The 15,932-nt window shown below is 57.1% G+C and carries 18 protein-coding genes and 3 tRNA genes; 13 read left to right on the plus strand and 8 right to left on the minus strand.

All coding sequences use genetic code 11. The features are described from left to right. Window positions 1–73: 73 nt before the first annotated feature. From J2046_RS12930 to J2046_RS12945, 4 genes are read right to left on the minus strand one after another with little or no spacing between them, the layout of a single operon-like run. Entirely contained in the window at window positions 74–2,533 is a 2,460-nt protein-coding gene (locus tag J2046_RS12930) for a VirB4 family type IV secretion/conjugal transfer ATPase (protein ID WP_210052364.1), read from the minus strand. 2 nt (window positions 2,534–2,535) lie between these two features. Next, complete coding sequence (locus tag J2046_RS12935; RefSeq protein WP_210052366.1) at window positions 2,536–2,835, minus strand: VirB3 family type IV secretion system protein; 300 nt, start codon at window positions 2,833–2,835, stop codon at window positions 2,536–2,538. Between the two features lie 3 nt (window positions 2,836–2,838). Further along, on the minus strand, window positions 2,839–3,147 hold the full coding sequence (locus tag J2046_RS12940; protein ID WP_411828499.1) for a TrbC/VirB2 family type IV secretion system protein: 309 nt from the start codon (window positions 3,145–3,147) through the stop codon (window positions 2,839–2,841). Between the two features lie 45 nt (window positions 3,148–3,192). After that, window positions 3,193–4,083, minus strand: a complete 891-nt coding sequence (locus tag J2046_RS12945; RefSeq protein WP_210052370.1) for a lytic transglycosylase domain-containing protein — start codon at window positions 4,081–4,083, stop codon at window positions 3,193–3,195. 217 nt (window positions 4,084–4,300) lie between these two features. Here J2046_RS12945 and J2046_RS12950 point away from each other — a divergent pair, with 217 nt between their 5' ends. Further along, on the plus strand, window positions 4,301–4,909 hold the full coding sequence (locus tag J2046_RS12950) for a hypothetical protein (RefSeq protein ID WP_210052372.1): 609 nt from the start codon (window positions 4,301–4,303) through the stop codon (window positions 4,907–4,909). Window positions 4,910–5,092: 183 nt separating this feature from the next. On the opposite strand, the gene J2046_RS12955 is transcribed toward J2046_RS12950, so the two are convergent. After that, window positions 5,093–5,395, minus strand: a complete 303-nt coding sequence (locus J2046_RS12955; protein ID WP_210052374.1) for a hypothetical protein — start codon at window positions 5,393–5,395, stop codon at window positions 5,093–5,095. Window positions 5,396–5,504: 109 nt separating this feature from the next. On the opposite strand from J2046_RS12955, the gene J2046_RS12960 reads away from it, so the two are divergent. After that, the gene (locus J2046_RS12960) at window positions 5,505–5,984 is read left to right on the plus strand and encodes a helix-turn-helix domain-containing protein (RefSeq protein ID WP_210052376.1); all 480 of its coding nucleotides are present in this window, start codon (window positions 5,505–5,507) and stop codon (window positions 5,982–5,984) included. 263 nt (window positions 5,985–6,247) lie between these two features. On the opposite strand, the gene J2046_RS12965 is transcribed toward J2046_RS12960, so the two are convergent. The 3 genes from J2046_RS12965 to J2046_RS12975 form a co-directional block, all read right to left on the minus strand. Next, entirely contained in the window at window positions 6,248–6,931 is a 684-nt protein-coding gene (locus J2046_RS12965; RefSeq protein ID WP_210052378.1) for an acyl-homoserine-lactone synthase, read from the minus strand. Window positions 6,932–7,002: 71 nt separating this feature from the next. Continuing rightward, a complete protein-coding gene (locus J2046_RS12970; RefSeq protein ID WP_233469744.1) occupies window positions 7,003–7,728 on the minus strand; it encodes a helix-turn-helix transcriptional regulator in 726 nt (241 codons plus the stop codon). Window positions 7,729–8,424: 696 nt separating this feature from the next. Continuing rightward, a tRNA-Val gene (locus J2046_RS12975) sits at window positions 8,425–8,500 on the minus strand. 264 nt (window positions 8,501–8,764) lie between these two features. Between J2046_RS12975 and J2046_RS12980 the strand changes: the two genes are divergently transcribed. The 11 genes from J2046_RS12980 to J2046_RS13030 all read left to right on the plus strand — a co-directional run bounded on the left by J2046_RS12980 (window position 8,765) and on the right by J2046_RS13030 (window position 15,886). Further along, window positions 8,765–8,841: transfer RNA gene (locus J2046_RS12980), tRNA-Asp, on the plus strand. A gap of 75 nt (window positions 8,842–8,916) precedes the next feature. Then, window positions 8,917–8,993 (plus strand) — tRNA-Asp (locus J2046_RS12985). Window positions 8,994–9,261: 268 nt separating this feature from the next. Next, the gene (locus J2046_RS12990) at window positions 9,262–9,627 is read left to right on the plus strand and encodes an NADH-quinone oxidoreductase subunit A (RefSeq protein ID WP_210052380.1); all 366 of its coding nucleotides are present in this window, start codon (window positions 9,262–9,264) and stop codon (window positions 9,625–9,627) included. Further along, window positions 9,618–10,199: a NuoB/complex I 20 kDa subunit family protein gene (locus J2046_RS12995; RefSeq protein WP_210052382.1), complete on the plus strand. Its 582-nt coding sequence runs from the start codon at window positions 9,618–9,620 to the stop codon at window positions 10,197–10,199. Before J2046_RS12990 ends, J2046_RS12995 begins: the two co-directional genes overlap by 10 nt. Before the next feature lie 18 nt (window positions 10,200–10,217). Then, window positions 10,218–10,820: an NADH-quinone oxidoreductase subunit C gene (locus J2046_RS13000; RefSeq protein ID WP_210052384.1), complete on the plus strand. Its 603-nt coding sequence runs from the start codon at window positions 10,218–10,220 to the stop codon at window positions 10,818–10,820. Window positions 10,821–10,993: 173 nt separating this feature from the next. Then, window positions 10,994–11,185 carry a four helix bundle protein gene (locus tag J2046_RS34325; RefSeq protein WP_411828500.1) on the plus strand — a complete coding sequence of 64 codons (192 nt, stop codon included), beginning with the start codon at window positions 10,994–10,996 and terminating at the stop codon, window positions 11,183–11,185. A gap of 100 nt (window positions 11,186–11,285) precedes the next feature. Continuing rightward, the gene (locus J2046_RS13010; protein ID WP_210052388.1) at window positions 11,286–12,476 is read left to right on the plus strand and encodes an NADH-quinone oxidoreductase subunit D; all 1,191 of its coding nucleotides are present in this window, start codon (window positions 11,286–11,288) and stop codon (window positions 12,474–12,476) included. Then, complete coding sequence (locus J2046_RS13015) at window positions 12,476–12,739, plus strand: hypothetical protein (RefSeq protein ID WP_052182824.1); 264 nt, start codon at window positions 12,476–12,478, stop codon at window positions 12,737–12,739. The genes J2046_RS13010 and J2046_RS13015 overlap by 1 nt, the downstream gene beginning before the upstream one ends. A 16-nt stretch (window positions 12,740–12,755) precedes the next feature. After that, complete coding sequence (locus J2046_RS13020; protein ID WP_210052390.1) at window positions 12,756–13,880, plus strand: NADH-quinone oxidoreductase subunit E; 1,125 nt, start codon at window positions 12,756–12,758, stop codon at window positions 13,878–13,880. A gap of 10 nt (window positions 13,881–13,890) precedes the next feature. Next, window positions 13,891–15,195, plus strand: a complete 1,305-nt coding sequence (nuoF, locus tag J2046_RS13025; protein WP_210052392.1) for an NADH-quinone oxidoreductase subunit NuoF — start codon at window positions 13,891–13,893, stop codon at window positions 15,193–15,195. 4 nt (window positions 15,196–15,199) lie between these two features. After that, window positions 15,200–15,886 carry a 5' DNA nuclease gene (locus tag J2046_RS13030; RefSeq protein ID WP_233469745.1) on the plus strand — a complete coding sequence of 229 codons (687 nt, stop codon included), beginning with the start codon at window positions 15,200–15,202 and terminating at the stop codon, window positions 15,884–15,886. Window positions 15,887–15,932: the final 46 nt, after the last annotated feature.

Raw genomic sequence — 15,932 nt, forward strand, 5'->3', positions numbered from 1 at the left:
ACTTGTGGCATCGCCGGACCGGAGACACCGACTGCCAGCGATAGGTTTAGAAGCCACAAGAGACGACCTTGCTTCATTCGCCTGTCTCCCATCCGCAGAACCGGGCAAGCCAATGTTCTGGTTGTTCGCCATAGCGTTCGCGCAAGCGCGCGCATTCCTCGATCGTTTCCTTGCGCCCGGAAAGCACTTTGATGAGCTCGGGCATTGCGGTGAGATCAAGCCTAGCGATGACAGAGTCATTGCCGTGCTTGATCAGGAAGGCTCGCTTTTCAGGGGGTGTCGTTTTGATGAAGCTGAATTCCTTCATCGTCAGACCAAAGCGTTTTATGTAGCTTTCCTCGTCGGCCCGCGGGTTCGGAAAGTGGATGTGGGTCGCCGCCTGCTCGATCAGCGTATGGGAGGCTTTTGCTTTGGCGATATCGGCTGCAGATTGTGTCCCGAAGCCGACAATGCCGTTCAGCTTTCGGATGGTCTTCATCTTGTCAACGATGAAGTTGCTGAAAGTTTCGTCCATTAGGAGCTGCCAGCCCTCATCCATGAAGAACATGGCGGGGTTTCCGTCGAGCAGTTCATCGAGGCGGTGGTAAAGATACATCAGCGCCGGTGTACGCAGTTCCTCGTTGGCGAGGATGTGGGTCATATCGAAACCGAAGACGCGATGTGACGAGAAAGAAAGTACGTCTTCTGCGGCATTAAAGAGCCATGCCTTTTCGCCGTCGATCCAAGCGCGAAGGCGAGAACAAAGATCGTTGGCGTTGGCCCGCGACCGGCCCGAGAGAAGGTCTGCCAAATTTGAAAGATTTCGTTCCGATCTCGGCTCCTGCATCAGGCGGGGGATCGCTTGCTCTAGCGTATCTTCGTCTTCCTGGCTGAGCGCACTGTCATCACCAGATCGCAGCATCGCCTTGACGAGCCGCAGTAAAAATTCGCGGTTGGTTCCGGTGTTTTCCAGCTGGAGCGGGTTGAAACCTGTCGGTGTTCCGGGCGACAATACCTCATAGGAGCCGCCGATCGCCCTGACAAATATTTCGGCGCCATGATCTTTGTCGAAGAATGCGGCTTTTGGTGTGGGCGAGACCCGCATCGCCTGGGCCAACAGGAATGTCAAAGCAACCGTCTTGCCCGATCCGGTCGGTCCCGTGACAAGGAAGTGGCCGATGTCACGACGATGGAAATTGAACCAATAAGGTGTTTGCGATGTCGTCTCGAGAATGGTGATCGGCCTACCCCAATGGGTATGATCAGCCTCTCCCGTTGCGAGATTGTGCATCGATGACAGGCCGGAAAAATTCGCGCTCGACAGCATTGCCTTGCGGGCGATGTAAGCGTGGTTTCCCGGCAGTTGCGCCCAAAAAGCCGCTTCGAGGTTGAGATCCTCTCTCAGCCAATTGATGTTCATGTTTGTCAGACTGGCGCCGAGTTCTGTCACGCTGCGGCTGACACCTTCCAGATCGCGAGACAGACAAAGAAGCGAAAGATGATGGAAACCAAATACGGCTTCCTGGTTCATCAGGCTATTGAGCGCGTAGTCGATGTCTTGTTCAACCGCACTGCCGGAACCGTCCGACGCCCGGATCTGCCGCTGCAGCCGACTGATCCGCTCCTGTGCAATCGGCTTGTCGACTATGGTGAAGGATTGGGTGAGGATGAATTCGTGGTTCACCTGCAACAGGCCGTCCAGTAAACCCGGGCCGGTGAACGGGGGATATTCCTTGATAGACAGCATCGCTCCGTAGCGTGTGTCTTCATCGATGGCTGCTTGAGCCTGCATCGTTCGCTTGGCGAAATGCAACCGCGACGTGCCGACAAAGCCGTAGATTCCCATCCGCGGCAGACGCATCTTTCGCGGTATTCCACAGGTCAGGATCGTGTTGAAGAATTCGCAAGGCTCGGAGTAAGGCTCGACAATTGCCGCGTTTAACTGCTCTTCGTTTCCCGCCGGGTCATCATCGCGCTTCCGATAGGCAATACCGAGTGTGCGCGCGCCGTACTTGGTCAGATCCTGCACGAGGTTTCCGATGAGTTCCTCGAGCTCAGTGACATCATCGCGGGTGTATTTTAGCCCGGCACCTCGATCTGCCCGTGCGAATATCCGTTTAATGGAATCGCCAACGCCGAGGACGCCACGCATTCCCGACTGCACAATGGTGAGATAGATCTCGTTTCGAAACATGCGCTTGTGACGCAACTGCTCCATATAGCGGGAATTTAGAAGATCGCAGTATGGATTGTCGAACGTGCCGCCGATTTGCGCTTCGACTTCTCGACGCACGACCGTAGACCACAGCGAATAACGGCTGGAGCCGAGGGCGCGGATCATCGTGTTTTGGACTATAGCGCGCATGTTGAGTTCTGCCTGATCTTCCGTCTGAAAAAACAAGCCGTGCAGTCTGATGACGCTTAAGAGGGAGCCATTCTCCAGCCCGATCACCGTATCGGATACATGCCGCAGATATGGGATATGCCGAGACATGGGCCGCTCGCGGCCGGAAAACCGACCAAGACCGAGCTCCTGGCGGATCACTTTCCGCATGGCTATGGTCCGTACGAATTCGTGCCCCAAAGGTGCTTGTTAGGCGTTCGGGGAGTTTTGCGGAAGGCCACCTGCAGCACGTCGAGGATTTTGCTGTCGCGGGCGCAAAGCGAAAACAAGACGAGATAGGTGACAGGTGCGATCAAGAGTGCCAGCAGGTCGTTCGTCGCCAACCAGCCAATGACGGTAATGCCAAAGGTGACGACGACCGCCATATAGGGCACACCCCAAAGTGTCGGCGGCCTGGTCAAGCCTATGACAAGCGGAGTGAAAGTCGGTCCTTCACGCTCAAACCCGGTCATTGGTCATTGTCCGACGGCTGATATCATTTGATCGACGATGGCAGGTGCGCCAAACACCAGCCCGATTCCAATGACGACCGCGCCCGCCGTGAACCAGGAAAGGCGGCCTGCAAACGCGAGGAAGCCGAGACCGATGACCGCAATGATCGCCAGAAGCCGGCCGAAGGGGCCGGTAATGAAGTCGACGATCATCTGAACCGCCGTTTCTAACGGCGCAAATGCTCCACCACCATTTGTCTGAGCCAGGGCAGCGTCTGGAGCTATGACCTGAACAGCGGCGATGACGCCTATCAGGGTCGTAAGCTTCAGCACCCGCAATCCGATGTTCTGCCATTCGTGTTCCACCGAGTTTCTCCTTCAAAAATGCATCACTCCGCCGACAAATTGGCGGCGTTGTTGCACAGCGATAACGCCAGCCTCGTTGCCGGGAGCTGGGCCTTCGATTGGGGTTTGCAGGACGCGCATCGGGCCTGTCTTTGCCGACGGCATCGGCAGACCAAGTTGGTAGTTGATGACTTTTGCGAGGTATCTGACGGTTTCAGCAAAGGGTGGAATGCCCGCGTGTTCGTAGACGCGCCGCTCGCCGCTGTTGTAGGCGGCCGCGACGAGAAGGGGGTTCTGAAACTCGTCGAAGAGCACCCGCAGGTATCTCATCGCACCGTCGATGTTTTGGGCGGGGTCGCAGATATCGTGAACGCCGAAACGAACCGCAGTATCGGGCATCAACTGCATCGGGCCACGCGCACCTTTTGGTGAATTGCGCCGCCTGTCGAAGTCGCTCTCGGCCCAGGCGATTGCTTCTGCAAAGACCTCATCGACCTGATGACGTTTGGCAGATTGAATCACCAGGCGCCTGACACTTTCCGGCGTAAGCGGTGAGGGCGCGCATTCATCAGTCTTTCGCGCAATTGTGGCGGGAGGTGCTTTTTTTGAGCTGTCAGGCCTCTGACGCGATGTAGCGATTTTAGTATCGTAGTAAATTCTGTTCGGCCATGGTGGTGTCGCCGATTTTGCATGGGGAAAGTAATGAAATAAGTTAATTTCGTTTTTCGGTGTTTCATGTGCTGTTCGCGGTCCTGATCTCAGCTCCGGTGTTTCATCGAAGCTTGCCTGCGAAATCCTCCTGCGCCCCAAGGCGTCCGATGATGAAGGCTCCTCCAAAGCAGGAAGATCGATTTCATAAGAATTTGAAATTCCATTTATTTTGTCAGATTCATCTCTTGCTTTCGCCTCCCCTTCGATGATCATCAAGGTCACCAGAAGAGTGGTCAACCTAGGGATTTTCAGTCGGGAAAGTTCACCATAAGTGTGCATCGATTCCCTCTTATCACTGGCTGAGCATTCTCGACGACTGAATGCTCTTGGAGTGGAATAATACGAAATACGTATAGGTCTACAGGGAATCTGGTTGATTTCAACCCCTTTAGATAAAATAACGATACGAGTTAAGTCATGGAGGTAGATGATGAGACGTGGAATTTATGCAGCGCTTGGCATTTGCGTGCTCGCGGCGCCTGCTTTCGCCGCGCAACCGGTCAATGAGGGCTATGTTCGATCCCTGACGGTATCGGGGAAAATCGTCCTTGTGATGGAATATTACGACGGGCGTGGTGAGGTGGCTGAGCGCAAGGGTTATGCGACCACGAATGCCTTCGAAGCGCTGTCGGCGACCGACTTTCGTGTCACTGGCGACACTGTGGTGCGCCTTTACGGCGTTGAGCCGTGCGAGGGCGAAATGGTCAGTCGGCGGGATGGGTTCATAGGACGTTGCCGCGACTATGCGCAAGAACAGCTGCAAGTCATGCTGAACAATCCGAAGGTGATATTCTGCCGGGCGTTTATCAGCGAGCGGAAGTCGCCGGTTCACAATGCAACCTGTTATGGCTACTACTATTTTCCGGGCAGTCTCGACACTGTCGAAATGTTCGAAGAACAGCTTGTGTCGCTTGGCGCCCTTCGTCTCTCGACAAAGCCCGATGGTACTTTGGCTCGCCCGGATCTGTCGAAAGCCGAAGAGATTGGCAAAAAGGCGTCGTTCGGCATGTGGGCAGATCCGAGGGTGAGGGGGCGATGACCGCCCAATTGCGACGATGCGGTCCTTTGGTGGTGCGATCCGATTTGAGTGTTGCGGCGGATAAAAATTCAGGAAACCGGGTCGGTTCGCGTCTCGATCGTTTCGGCGTGCGCCCGCATCGGCCGCGCATGTTCGCCTGGCCGGAAAGAGTATCACAAGGGCGATCGGTGTCGGCGATATCGTTCATGAGACAGAGCCCGGGGGGGAGAAGAACGGTTCAACCGAATGGCAAATTGTTGCAGCATCAAGGGGTATCCCTGTGGCCAGTACGTAGCCCGCCAGATGCGTGAGCTTTTGCAACGCCTCGCGCCTGTCGGCCGGCTGCCATGCAATAATTTGATTGCAAACCAGGCGTTCTTCCAGCTCAAGCTCGTCGAAGAACGAATGTACTCGAACCGTCTCGCCTCGCCGCCTTAACTCCAGCAGCAGCGTGCGATGACGTGAGAGGAGAGTGGTGAGGTCTTGAGGAACCTCGTAGTCGTCCATGATGGCTCCCTCGATTATTATTCCGTTCACACAAAGCGGAAAGCTCGCTTCTGGTCATAAGAAGCGTTGTTGATGTATGAGGATAAGAAACAATGGCGGGCCATCTTTCATGACAAGCAGAGTAGACAAACACATCCAAGAGAAGGGTCTCGTCGAACATAAAGGTCCCGAAGCCGACAAGCCGGTTTACCGATGCCCTGGATATGAGGGGATCGCGGAGTTTTCCGAACTTGATAACCGAATTGCGGACGCGCTCAGGCAGGCGCGAGAACGCACCGGGCTCACGCATGCTGATGTCGCACCTCTGCTTGCGCTTCATCCTCAAGTCTATGGGCGATACGAGCGCAACGAAACGAAGATGACCGTGACCAGGCTCATTCATCTGAGCGAGCTTCTGGATTTTTCGCCAATCGATGTCATCATGGCTGCTGCGCCTTATCGGTTTGGAAAGACAAAAGACGAAGCCGACAGACGTCGCGAACTGATCAAGATCGTTGAGGCGCTGCCGGCCGACGCTGTGAATTCCTTGCTGTTGCTGGTCGATGCGATGATCAAGGTGCGATCAGCGGACGTTGCAAATGGCGGCTGATTGGATGTGGGCCCACCTCAACGAAAGAGATCTTGCACGCCAAACGGTGTAGATCGGCGGACATTGTCACTGCAGCTCGCAAACGCAAGGAACATCGAGACAAAGCCCAAAGCGGTCGTCTGTTGACATCGTTGCGGGCGCCTTTCCGCAGCTTTCACTTGTCAAGGCGCCATGCCCAGGGAGGTCGCTTCCTGATGAATATCGCAGCCGAAGCCCTTCCATGAGGTTTCGTTATAGTCCTGCGCCTCCGATTTCCATCATCGTTATTCAGCTTCGGCCCAACTGCCTGAACTTTCTTCCGCGCGATGGTTGGCATCCGTGATTGCAAAGGATCGCGCTCGGCGCGACGGCACGGAAAGCAGGGACTGATCTATACCATAGGCCTTGCGGTGCTGTTGAAGCAGACGAAAAGAGGGGTAGGCTGCAATGACCATGACCGGTTCTCCCTCATAAAGTACGGGCTCACGCAGAACCTCCAATCGATAGCCTCTCCTGCGGATCATTTTCACGAGCGCAGGGTTTGTTTGTATAATGACGGTCTCGATCTTGGAAAAGACGAGGAACTCGAGAACGGCTGTCATCAATACGTCTGCAGTTGCAATGCCACGGACGTGCCTTACGTGTCTTGCGGTTGCACATCTTCCCCATTCGAAGACCTGACGCCCTCTTGGATAACTTTCTTCACCGATCAGCTCTGGGTAAAGATGGGACAGAAGGTGTGGTTTCATCGTCGGCAGCAGACGCGAATAGCCGACCACTTCGTTTTCCTCTGTCAGTACCAGGTGAATGGTGGACTGCGTATCGAACGCGTCCCGTTCCCGGCCGTCGCTTTGTCGAAGCGCCTCCCAGCCGAGCTCGTCGACAAAACACTGATGGCGGAAACGCCAAACCGCCTCCATGATGGACTGTTTTTGCGGGACTTGTCTGCCTCGTATAATCTCCAGCATCGATTGCCTCCGTTGTGCACGCGTAATGTGCAACCGGAGGTAAGGAAAAACTATTCGTAAATTGTCGTATTTTACCGTTGCAGTCCGCGTCGAAACGCCTCTGCAATCAGATGTGCTCGATTTCTTGCGTTCAACTTCTGCTGCAGATTGGTAAGGTGAGCTTGGACCGTCCGCGGCGAACGCCGGGTCATTTCACCGATTTCCCAATCCTTCTTGCCTTCAACACACCAGGTCAGGCATTCGCTTTCGCTGCGGGTGACCATGACGTCTTCGGTAATGTCGCTGCCCGCAGCGTTCAGGTCTCGCAGTCGGGTGTAAGCCCTGATTGCTATGATGTGAAGGAGGTCCCTATGGGGCACCGGCAACGAGACCTTCTTTCCCGCAACGGAGAAGATGCCCGCAAAGCCTGACCGTGTGAAGATCGGGATCGTGATGCCGTCCACCAGTCCGAAATCGGCAGCTTCGCGCATGACTTGGCGGGCTTTGGGCGGCAGAGCCTTATTGTCAATCGTTTCGGACCATACGATTGCCCGGTCCGCTCGACGAACGAGGTTCACAACGGGATCGTCTCGGAAGTAATTTTTCCTCAGATACCGCTCAAACCATGCTGGTGGCCAACCGTTGAGATGGAAGTAGCTCTCCAGGCTCTCATGGGGGAGGGGAAGTCCTGCCAAGGCAAATCGCTCAACACCCAAAGATACCACCATGCGCTCAACGAGTTCGCAAACCTCCGCGACAGTTCGTGTCGAAATGCAAGCCTCAGAAAACTGAAGCATCAAATAGGCTAACTTGTCCAACCTTTTGCTCCATTATCACGGTTATGCCGAGCCGCTGACGATGGCCTTTAGGTCACGCCCGCTGAGCCCAAATACTTGTGAGATGAAGATCAGCGGCCAATTCTGGCTTTTGGATAGGAACGAAATGCTCCTGTTATAAAAATGCAACGATCCGATCAGGTGTGTGACCTGATTACCGTAAACTTTCGCAAGCTATTCGAAAGCGGTGGCCGTTGAACAAAGTTTTCCAAATTGCCCCCGCGTCGAGCCTGTCCAGTCGCACGGAATGGAAGCATAAGAGAAGACGACTGGCGAGGCAATTAGGTTGAAATGCAGCAAAGGAAAACACAAGGATTACCGTTGATTAAGGCTGATGACAGATCTGTCGATAAGGAGCGGCGGAAGCGGGAGACCGCGACGGAAAAGAAGGCACGCGAGAAGGATAAGCGCCAGCAGGCGAGTCAGAAGGGACGAGCAGACGCGGGCAAGTGATGCGTATTGGGCGCGTGTTGATCGCCAGCGCCGGACGGCAAGGGAATCAATATCTCATGCATCTGCCAGACAGGCTTCGGTGTGCTTGCGGGAACAATGAGGGTAACAGCGTGCTTATCGGAAAGCTGCCCGGTAAGGTCTCGCCAGCTAAAAAGGAGCGCGCACTGAACCGCTACGTAGTCCCGTTTTCCGTTGCCTGTAGGTCTCTGAAATCTTTAAGAAAAATGGTGGGCGATGAGAGACTCGAACTCCCGACATCCTCGGTGTAAACGAGGCGCTCTACCAACTGAGCTAATCGCCCTTTCGCGGCTGCGGAACGTTCGCCCGCCGCGTCGGTGGCCGTGATCTATGCGGATCGCGGAAAAACCGCAAGAGCTTTCATGATGTTTTTTTGAATTTTTTGGGGAAGCTGCGCTTGCCGGGAGGGCGGAGGAGGGCAAAGAGAGTGGTCGTCATCCTTTTGTCTTGAAACCTGCTTGACACCCGAACGCGAACCTCCTAGTTAGCCGCTCAACCGAGCGGTCGAGGCCGCCGGCCGGGAGGTGTCACGCCTCACGAGTAATGCGCGGGTGTAGCTCAGTCGGTTAGAGTGCCGGCCTGTCACGCCGGAGGTCGCGGGTTCGAGCCCCGTCACTCGCGCCATCTCTTCCTCGAAAGATTTGCTGGCGCGTCGATATGCGAGGGCAGATTTTAAAGTGCCGCAAGCCGGCATCATGCGCGGGTGTAGCTCAGTCGGTTAGAGTGCCGGCCTGTCACGCCGGAGGTCGCGGGTTCGAGCCCCGTCACTCGCGCCATTCACGATTTTCTCTACTCTTCCGGTTGGCCTTTAAACCGATTTGATCGCAGCGTGTTCCTTGCGAAACGGGCTTCTGGCTTCCGCAGAGACAGAGGCGCCGGCGTTCACCGGAATTGCTTCATCTCGGTACAGGATGCCGCGCTCAAAAGGCTTGCGCCGCGGCTTCGGCTGCGCTAGTCACGGCTTGTTGCAATGCACGTTCGCTTGGCCCGTGTATTGACTTTAAAGCGTCGCTCGACGCTTCAGGCAAGCTGGGATCGAATACCATGAGTGAACTCCTCACTTCCTATGTCCCGATCGCGATTTTCATCGGTATTGCGCTGGTGATCGGTATCGCGCTTCTGGTCGCCCCCTTCGCCGTGGCCTATAAGGCGCCCGATTCGGAAAAGCTGTCGGCCTATGAATGCGGCTTCAACGCTTTCGACGATGCGCGCATGAAGTTCGACATCCGATTCTATCTGGTCTCGATTCTCTTCATTATCTTCGACCTCGAGGTGGCTTTCCTGTTCCCGTGGGCTGTCTCTTTCGGTGAGATGGGCTGGTTCGGTTTCTGGTCGATGATGGTTTTCCTTGCCGTCCTGACGGTCGGCTTCATCTATGAGTGGAAGAAAGGAGCGCTGGAATGGGAGTAGTCGACAACGGCAACACTCTCGTTGCGCCGAAACCGAAGGGTATTATCGATCCGAGTACTGGTAAGCCGGTCGGTAGTGACGATGCTTTTTTTGGAGGGGTTAACGACGAACTGGCCGACAAGGGCTTTTTGGTGACGTCGACCCACGATCTGATCACCTGGGCCCGCACGGGTTCGCTGATGTGGATGCAGTTCGGCCTGGCCTGTTGCGCCGTGGAGATGATGCAGGCCTCGATGCCGCGCTATGATATGGAGCGTTTTGGCTTTGCTCCCCGTGCATCGCCGCGCCAGTCGGACGTCATGATCGTTGCCGGAACGCTGACCAACAAGATGGCCCCGGCGCTCCGCAAGGTCTATGACCAGATGCCGGAGCCGCGTTACGTCATTTCGATGGGGTCGTGCGCCAATGGCGGCGGCTATTACCATTATTCCTATTCCGTGGTTCGCGGATGCGATCGCGTCGTGCCGGTGGATGTCTATGTTCCGGGCTGTCCCCCCACGGCTGAGGCGCTGCTTTACGGTGTGCTTCTGCTGCAAAAGAAGATCCGGCGCACCGGTACGATCGAGCGCTGAGGGCCTGAGGACAAGACGATGAGCGAAGCCCTGACCGAGCTTGCAACCTATATCCGCGAGGCGCGCTCCGCCCTCGTGGAAGATGCGACGATCGCCTTTGGCGAATTGACGCTTACGACGACCGCTGAAAACATCGTGCCGCTGCTGACCTTCCTTCGGGATGATGTGCAGTGTGGTTTCATATGTTTTGTCGACATCTGCGGCGTCGATTGGCCGCAGCGTGAAAAGCGTTTCGACGTGGTGTACCATCTTCTGTCGCCCAGGCAGAACCAGCGCATTCGCGTGAAGCTCGCCGTCGGCGAAGGCGAGGCCGTCCCCTCGGCGACCGCCGTCTACATGGGGGCCGACTGGTTCGAGCGTGAAGCGTGGGACATGTATGGCATTCCCTTCACTGGCCACCCGGACCTTCGTCGCATCCTGACGGACTACGGTTTCGAGGGGCATCCGATGCGCAAGGATTTCCCAACGACGGGATATGTAGAGGTCCGCTATGACGACAATGCCAAGCGGGTTGTCTACGAACCTGTCGAGTTACGCCAGGAATTCCGTAATTTTGACTTTCTGTCTCCATGGGAAGGCACGGATTACGTGCTGCCGGGAGACGAGAAGGCCAAGACTTAGGTGAAATAAACAGGGCGAATAGCGGATAGTTGTCGCCAAACGAAAGGAAGACGCAGACGAACAACTCCCATGAGGATCTCAACGTGTGGCCGCGGGCAATTGAGCGTGCAGTTCAATTCTATCGCGCGACGGATGGATTTCCGAGGGATGAGATACACGGTTAAGACGCTGGAATTCGCAGGAGCGCTGCTTCGGTGGCGGCAAGTATTGCGGAAAGTCGCAGGCGGGAAAACACCAGTAATTTCATCCAGTTTCTCGGGATTGCTCAAGGTTCTTTGAAGGAGTTGGGGCGCATATGGTCGTCGCCGGGAAGTGAAGAGCCTTCCGGTACGGCAGTTTCGGAGCCTGATGGAGCAGCGCGATGAGATTGTCGGATGGTCCATGCACTGATCAGACGTCTGCAGGAAAAGACATGATCAAGTTGAAACAGCTATTCGCTAAATCCTCCAAGCGCGGAGCGCGCATATGACTGAACATAACGTCCGCAATTTCACCATCAACTTTGGGCCTGAGCATCCATCTGCCCACGGCGTGTTGCGCCTTGTTCTGGAGCTCGATGGAGAAATCGTCGAGCGTGTAGACCCGCATATCGGCCTTCTTCATCGCGGAACCGAAAAGCTGATCGAGACGAAGACGTATCTGCAGGCAGTCCCCTATTTCGATCGCCTGGACTATGTCGCGCCGATGAACCAGGAACACGCGTTCGCCCTGGCGGTAGAACGCCTACTGGGCATCGATATTCCGATCCGCGGGCAGTTGATCCGCGTGCTCTACTGCGAGATCGGCCGTATTTTGAACCATCTCCTGAATGTGACGACGCAGGCCATGGACTGCGGTGCTTTGACGCCGCCGCTCTGGGGCTTCGAAGAGCGCGAAAAGTTGATGGTTTTTTATGAGCGGGCCTGCGGAGCCCGTATGCATGCTGCCTATTTCCGGCCGGGAGGCGTGCACCAGGATCTGCCGCCAGAACTGGTCGACGACATCGAAAAGTGGTGCGATCCCTTTATGGTCGCGCTCGACGACATCGACAAGCTCCTGACCGGCAACCGCATCTTCAAGCAGCGCAATGTCGATATCGGTGTCGTATCGATCGATGATGCATGGTCTTGGGGCTTTTCGGGTGTGATGGTGCGCGGTTCCGGGCTGGCGTGGGATTTGCGCAAGTCGCAGCCTTACGAATGTTATGCAGATCTCGATTTCGACATTCCGATCGGCAAGAACGGGGACTGTTATGACCGCTATCTTGTCCGTATGGAGGAGATGCGGCAGTCGGTTCGCATCATGCGTCAGGTTCTTGCGCGCCTCAAGGGTGATGCGCGGACCGGCCCGGTCTCTTCGCTGGACGGCAAGGTCGTGCCGCCGAAGCGCTCCGAGATGAAGCGGTCGATGGAAGCGTTGATTCATCACTTCAAGCTCTACACCGAAGGTTATCGCGTGCCGGCTGGTGAGGTTTATGCTGCCGTGGAGGCTCCGAAAGGGGAGTTCGGTGTCTATCTGGTCGCGGATGGAACCAACAAGCCGTATCGCTGCAAGATCCGCGCACCGGGTTATGCGCATTTGGCTGCGATGGATTTCCTTGGGCGCGGGCATATGCTGGCCGACATGGCTGCCGTGCTGGGCTCGCTTGATATCGTGTTCGGCGAGGTAGACCGCTGATGATCCGCGCCGTCGTATTCGCTGGCTTTTTGTTGGCTGGCCCGGCTGCCCTTGCGCAGCAGGACCAGTCGGCCGATCAGCTCGGCGGTTCGACGGCTTCCGGCGGATCGAAATCGATGGGTGATCTCCTGTCGGAAGGATATGAGATCAAAACCTCCGTTCCCAATGGGACAAAGTTCATAGTGTTCATGCAGAAAGACAAGTCTGCCTATGCCTGCGAGTTCGTGTCGCTCACGCGGTCGCGGTGTGGATCCATAAACTGATAAGGCGTGGAAAAGAATGTCCGTTCGTCGATTAGCCGAAGATAGCGTCCAGCCGGCAGTATTCGCCTTTAACGAGGAGAATGCCGCCTGGGCCGAGGCAACGATCAGGAAATATCCGGAAGGCCGGCAGCAATCCGCCGTCATTCCGCTTCTGATGCGTGCGCAGGAGCAGGATGGCTGGGTCACCCGCGCGGCGATTGAACATGTCGCCAACAAGCTGGATATGCCCTATATCCGCGTCCTCGAAGTCGCGACCTTCTACACCCAGTTCCAGTTGAAGCCTGTCGGCACCCGCGCCCATATCCAGGTCTGCGGCACCACGCCCTGCATGCTGCGCGGCGCCGAAGACCTGATGAAGGTCTGTCAGCACAAGATCCATCACGATCCCTTCGAACTCAATGCCGACGGCACGCTCTCCTGGGAAGAGGTCGAATGTCAGGGCGCTTGCGTCAACGCGCCGATGGTCATCATCTTCAAGGATGCCTATGAGGATCTGACGCCTGAGCGCCTGGAAGAGATCATCGACGCTTTCGAAGCCGGCAAGGGCGATCAGATCAAGCCGGGTCCTCAGATCGACCGCTATTTTTCCGCACCCGAAGGCGGCCCTCAGACGCTTCTCGAAGACGTGAAACCCGTTCGGACTAACCTCGATGCGCAGCCTGCGACCGATGCCGCGCCGGTTCCGCCGGCCGAGGCTGCCCGTCCCAAGGACACAGCGCCGGAAACCGATCCGAAGCTGAAGACGCCGGCCACCGCGCCAAAGGCGGCTGCGGCTAACGTAAAGGCAGCCGAAGCCCAGCCGCTGAAGAGCGAGGCCGCTCCCAAGGCCGCGGCTGCAAAGGCGGAAAAGCCCTCGCTTGAAGACAAGAATCGCCCGAAAGGGATCGATAGGCCGGCCGAACCGGACGATCTCAAAATGATCTCCGGCGTCGGCCCGAAGATAGAGGGCATTCTTCACGAACTCGGCATCTACACCTTCGCGCAAGTCGCGGCGTGGAAGAAGGCGGAGCGCGAATGGGTCGACGGATATCTGAATTTCAAGGGCCGCATCGAACGCGACGACTGGGTCAAGCAGGCCAAGGCGCTCGCCAAGGGCGGCGAAGCCGAATACATTAAGGTCTTCGGCAAGAAGCCGCGGTAAGGGGTGAGACATGCTTAAGGATCAGGATCGCATCTTTACCAATATCTACGGCCTCAAGGACAAGTCGCTCAAAGGCGCGATGAGCCGCGGTCATTGGGACGGCACCAAGGAGATACTCGAAAAGGGCAGGGACTGGATCATCAACGAGATGAAGGCGTCCGGCCTTCGTGGGCGTGGTGGTGCCGGCTTCCCGACCGGCCTCAAATGGTCCTTCATGCCGAAGGAGAGCGATGGCCGTCCGCATTATCTGGTGGTCAATGCCGACGAATCGGAGCCCGGTACCTGCAAGGACCGCGAAATCATGCGCCACGATCCGCATACGCTGATCGAAGGCTGCGTGATCGCCGGTTTCGCCATGGGTGCCCATACGGCCTATATCTATGTCCGCGGCGAATATATGCGCGAGCGTGAGGCGCTGCAGGCGGCGATCGACGAATGTTATGATTTCGGGCTGCTCGGCAGGAACACCAAGCTCGGCTGGGATTTCGACATCTATGTCCATCACGGCGCCGGCGCCTACATCTGCGGCGAAGAGACCGCGTTGCTCGAAAGTCTGGAAGGCAAGAAGGGCCAGCCGCGCCTGAAACCCCCGTTCCCGGCAAACATGGGCCTCTACGGCTGCCCGACGACGGTCAACAATGTCGAATCGATCGCGGTCGCGCCGACCATCCTGCGCCGTGGCGCCGGCTGGTTCTCCTCGATCGGCCGCCCGAACAATGTCGGCACCAAGCTCTTCATGATCTCGGGCCACGTGAACAAGCCCTGCACGGTCGAAGAGGCGATGAGCATTCCGTTCCGCGAACTGATCGAGAAGCATGCCGGCGGTATCCGAGGCGGCTGGGACAATCTGCTCGGTGTCATCCCCGGCGGTGCATCCTGCCCGGTCATCAGGGGCGAGGACATGGACGACGCGATCATGGACTTCGACGGCATGCGCGACAAGAAGTCGTCCTTCGGCACGGCCGCCGTCATTGTCATGGACAAGTCGACCGATATCATCAAGGCGATTGCCCGCCTTTCTGCCTTCTTCAAGCACGAAAGCTGCGGCCAGTGCACGCCCTGCCGTGAAGGCACCGGCTGGATGTGGCGTGTCATGGAACGCATGGTCAAGGGCAATGCACAGAAGCGTGAGATCGACATGCTCTTCCAGGTGTCCAAGCAGATCGAAGGCCACACCATCTGTGCGCTGGGCGATGCGGCCGCCTGGCCCGTCCAGGGCCTTATCCGCAACTTCCGCGCGGAGATAGAGGCTCGCATCGACCAGTATACCTATAACGCCATGGATCATGGCGCAGTCATGGAAGCTGCGGAGTAAGAACGTGACGAAGACGGACAAGGATCAGGATCGGAAGGCGGCGGATCATCCGGCGCATGATCCTGCGCGCCTGTCTGATTTTTCCGAGGCGCTGAAGCTCAATCCGCTGTTTGCACAATCGGCCGCAGCGATGGCGGCTGCGACTGCGATAGGTTTCGGCCTTGCCAGCCAGATGGCGAGCGCCTTCTTCGGTACGCTGCAGGGCGCGATGGAAGCGGCCAATCGTCAGGCGACCCCACAGGAGCCTCCGCCGGCCGAAGCGTCGGCCCCGCAAAAAGCCTCCGCCGTCGCCGAGCCGGCCGCTCCCGCCGTTGCCGAATCTGCGCCGGCCGCCACCAGGGCGAAGGCAAAGCCGGTCCGCAAGGTGTCGGCGCCCGCCGCCGCGAAGAAGCCCGCCGCGAAGCCGGTTGCAGTGGAGCCCCCGGCAAAGCCCAAGGCTGCGGCCAAGGCTGCGGCGAAACGCAAGCCGGCAGCGAAGGCGGTCGCCGTTTCCGGTGCCGACGATCTGAAGCGGATTTCCGGCATCGGGCCGAAGCTGGAAGGGGTTCTGAAGGGCATGGGTGTCACGAGCCTGGCGCAGATTGCTGCCTGGACGGATGCCGATATTGCCCGCTTCGACAAGGAATTGGGTTTCGAGGGACGCATCAGGCGGGACGATTGGGTCAGCCAGGCGAAAGCCCTGTTGAAATAAGAGATATGTCCCGGACCTTCGGGTCTCAGGGATGGAACTGAGGACG

It is taken from the genome of Neorhizobium petrolearium (assembly GCF_017873175.1).
Taxonomy (GTDB): Bacteria; Pseudomonadota; Alphaproteobacteria; order Rhizobiales; family Rhizobiaceae; genus Neorhizobium; species Neorhizobium petrolearium.

Coding starts and splice junctions, on each gene's coding strand:
- J2046_RS12930 (WP_210052364.1), bottom strand. CDS start 2,533: ATGCGGAAAGTGATCCGCCAGGAGCTCGGTCTTGGTCGGTTTTCCGGC.
- J2046_RS12935 (WP_210052366.1), bottom strand. CDS start 2,835: ATGACCGGGTTTGAGCGTGAAGGACCGACTTTCACTCCGCTTGTCATA.
- J2046_RS12945 (WP_210052370.1), bottom strand. CDS start 4,083: ATGATCATCGAAGGGGAGGCGAAAGCAAGAGATGAATCTGACAAAATA.
- J2046_RS12950 (WP_210052372.1), top strand. CDS start 4,301: ATGAGACGTGGAATTTATGCAGCGCTTGGCATTTGCGTGCTCGCGGCG.
- J2046_RS12955 (WP_210052374.1), bottom strand. CDS start 5,395: ATGGACGACTACGAGGTTCCTCAAGACCTCACCACTCTCCTCTCACGT.
- J2046_RS12960 (WP_210052376.1), top strand. CDS start 5,505: ATGACAAGCAGAGTAGACAAACACATCCAAGAGAAGGGTCTCGTCGAA.
- J2046_RS12965 (WP_210052378.1), bottom strand. CDS start 6,931: ATGCTGGAGATTATACGAGGCAGACAAGTCCCGCAAAAACAGTCCATC.
- J2046_RS12990 (WP_210052380.1), top strand. CDS start 9,262: ATGAGTGAACTCCTCACTTCCTATGTCCCGATCGCGATTTTCATCGGT.
- J2046_RS12995 (WP_210052382.1), top strand. CDS start 9,618: ATGGGAGTAGTCGACAACGGCAACACTCTCGTTGCGCCGAAACCGAAG.
- J2046_RS13000 (WP_210052384.1), top strand. CDS start 10,218: ATGAGCGAAGCCCTGACCGAGCTTGCAACCTATATCCGCGAGGCGCGC.
- J2046_RS13010 (WP_210052388.1), top strand. CDS start 11,286: ATGACTGAACATAACGTCCGCAATTTCACCATCAACTTTGGGCCTGAG.
- J2046_RS13015 (WP_052182824.1), top strand. CDS start 12,476: ATGATCCGCGCCGTCGTATTCGCTGGCTTTTTGTTGGCTGGCCCGGCT.
- J2046_RS13020 (WP_210052390.1), top strand. CDS start 12,756: ATGTCCGTTCGTCGATTAGCCGAAGATAGCGTCCAGCCGGCAGTATTC.
- nuoF (WP_210052392.1), top strand. CDS start 13,891: ATGCTTAAGGATCAGGATCGCATCTTTACCAATATCTACGGCCTCAAG.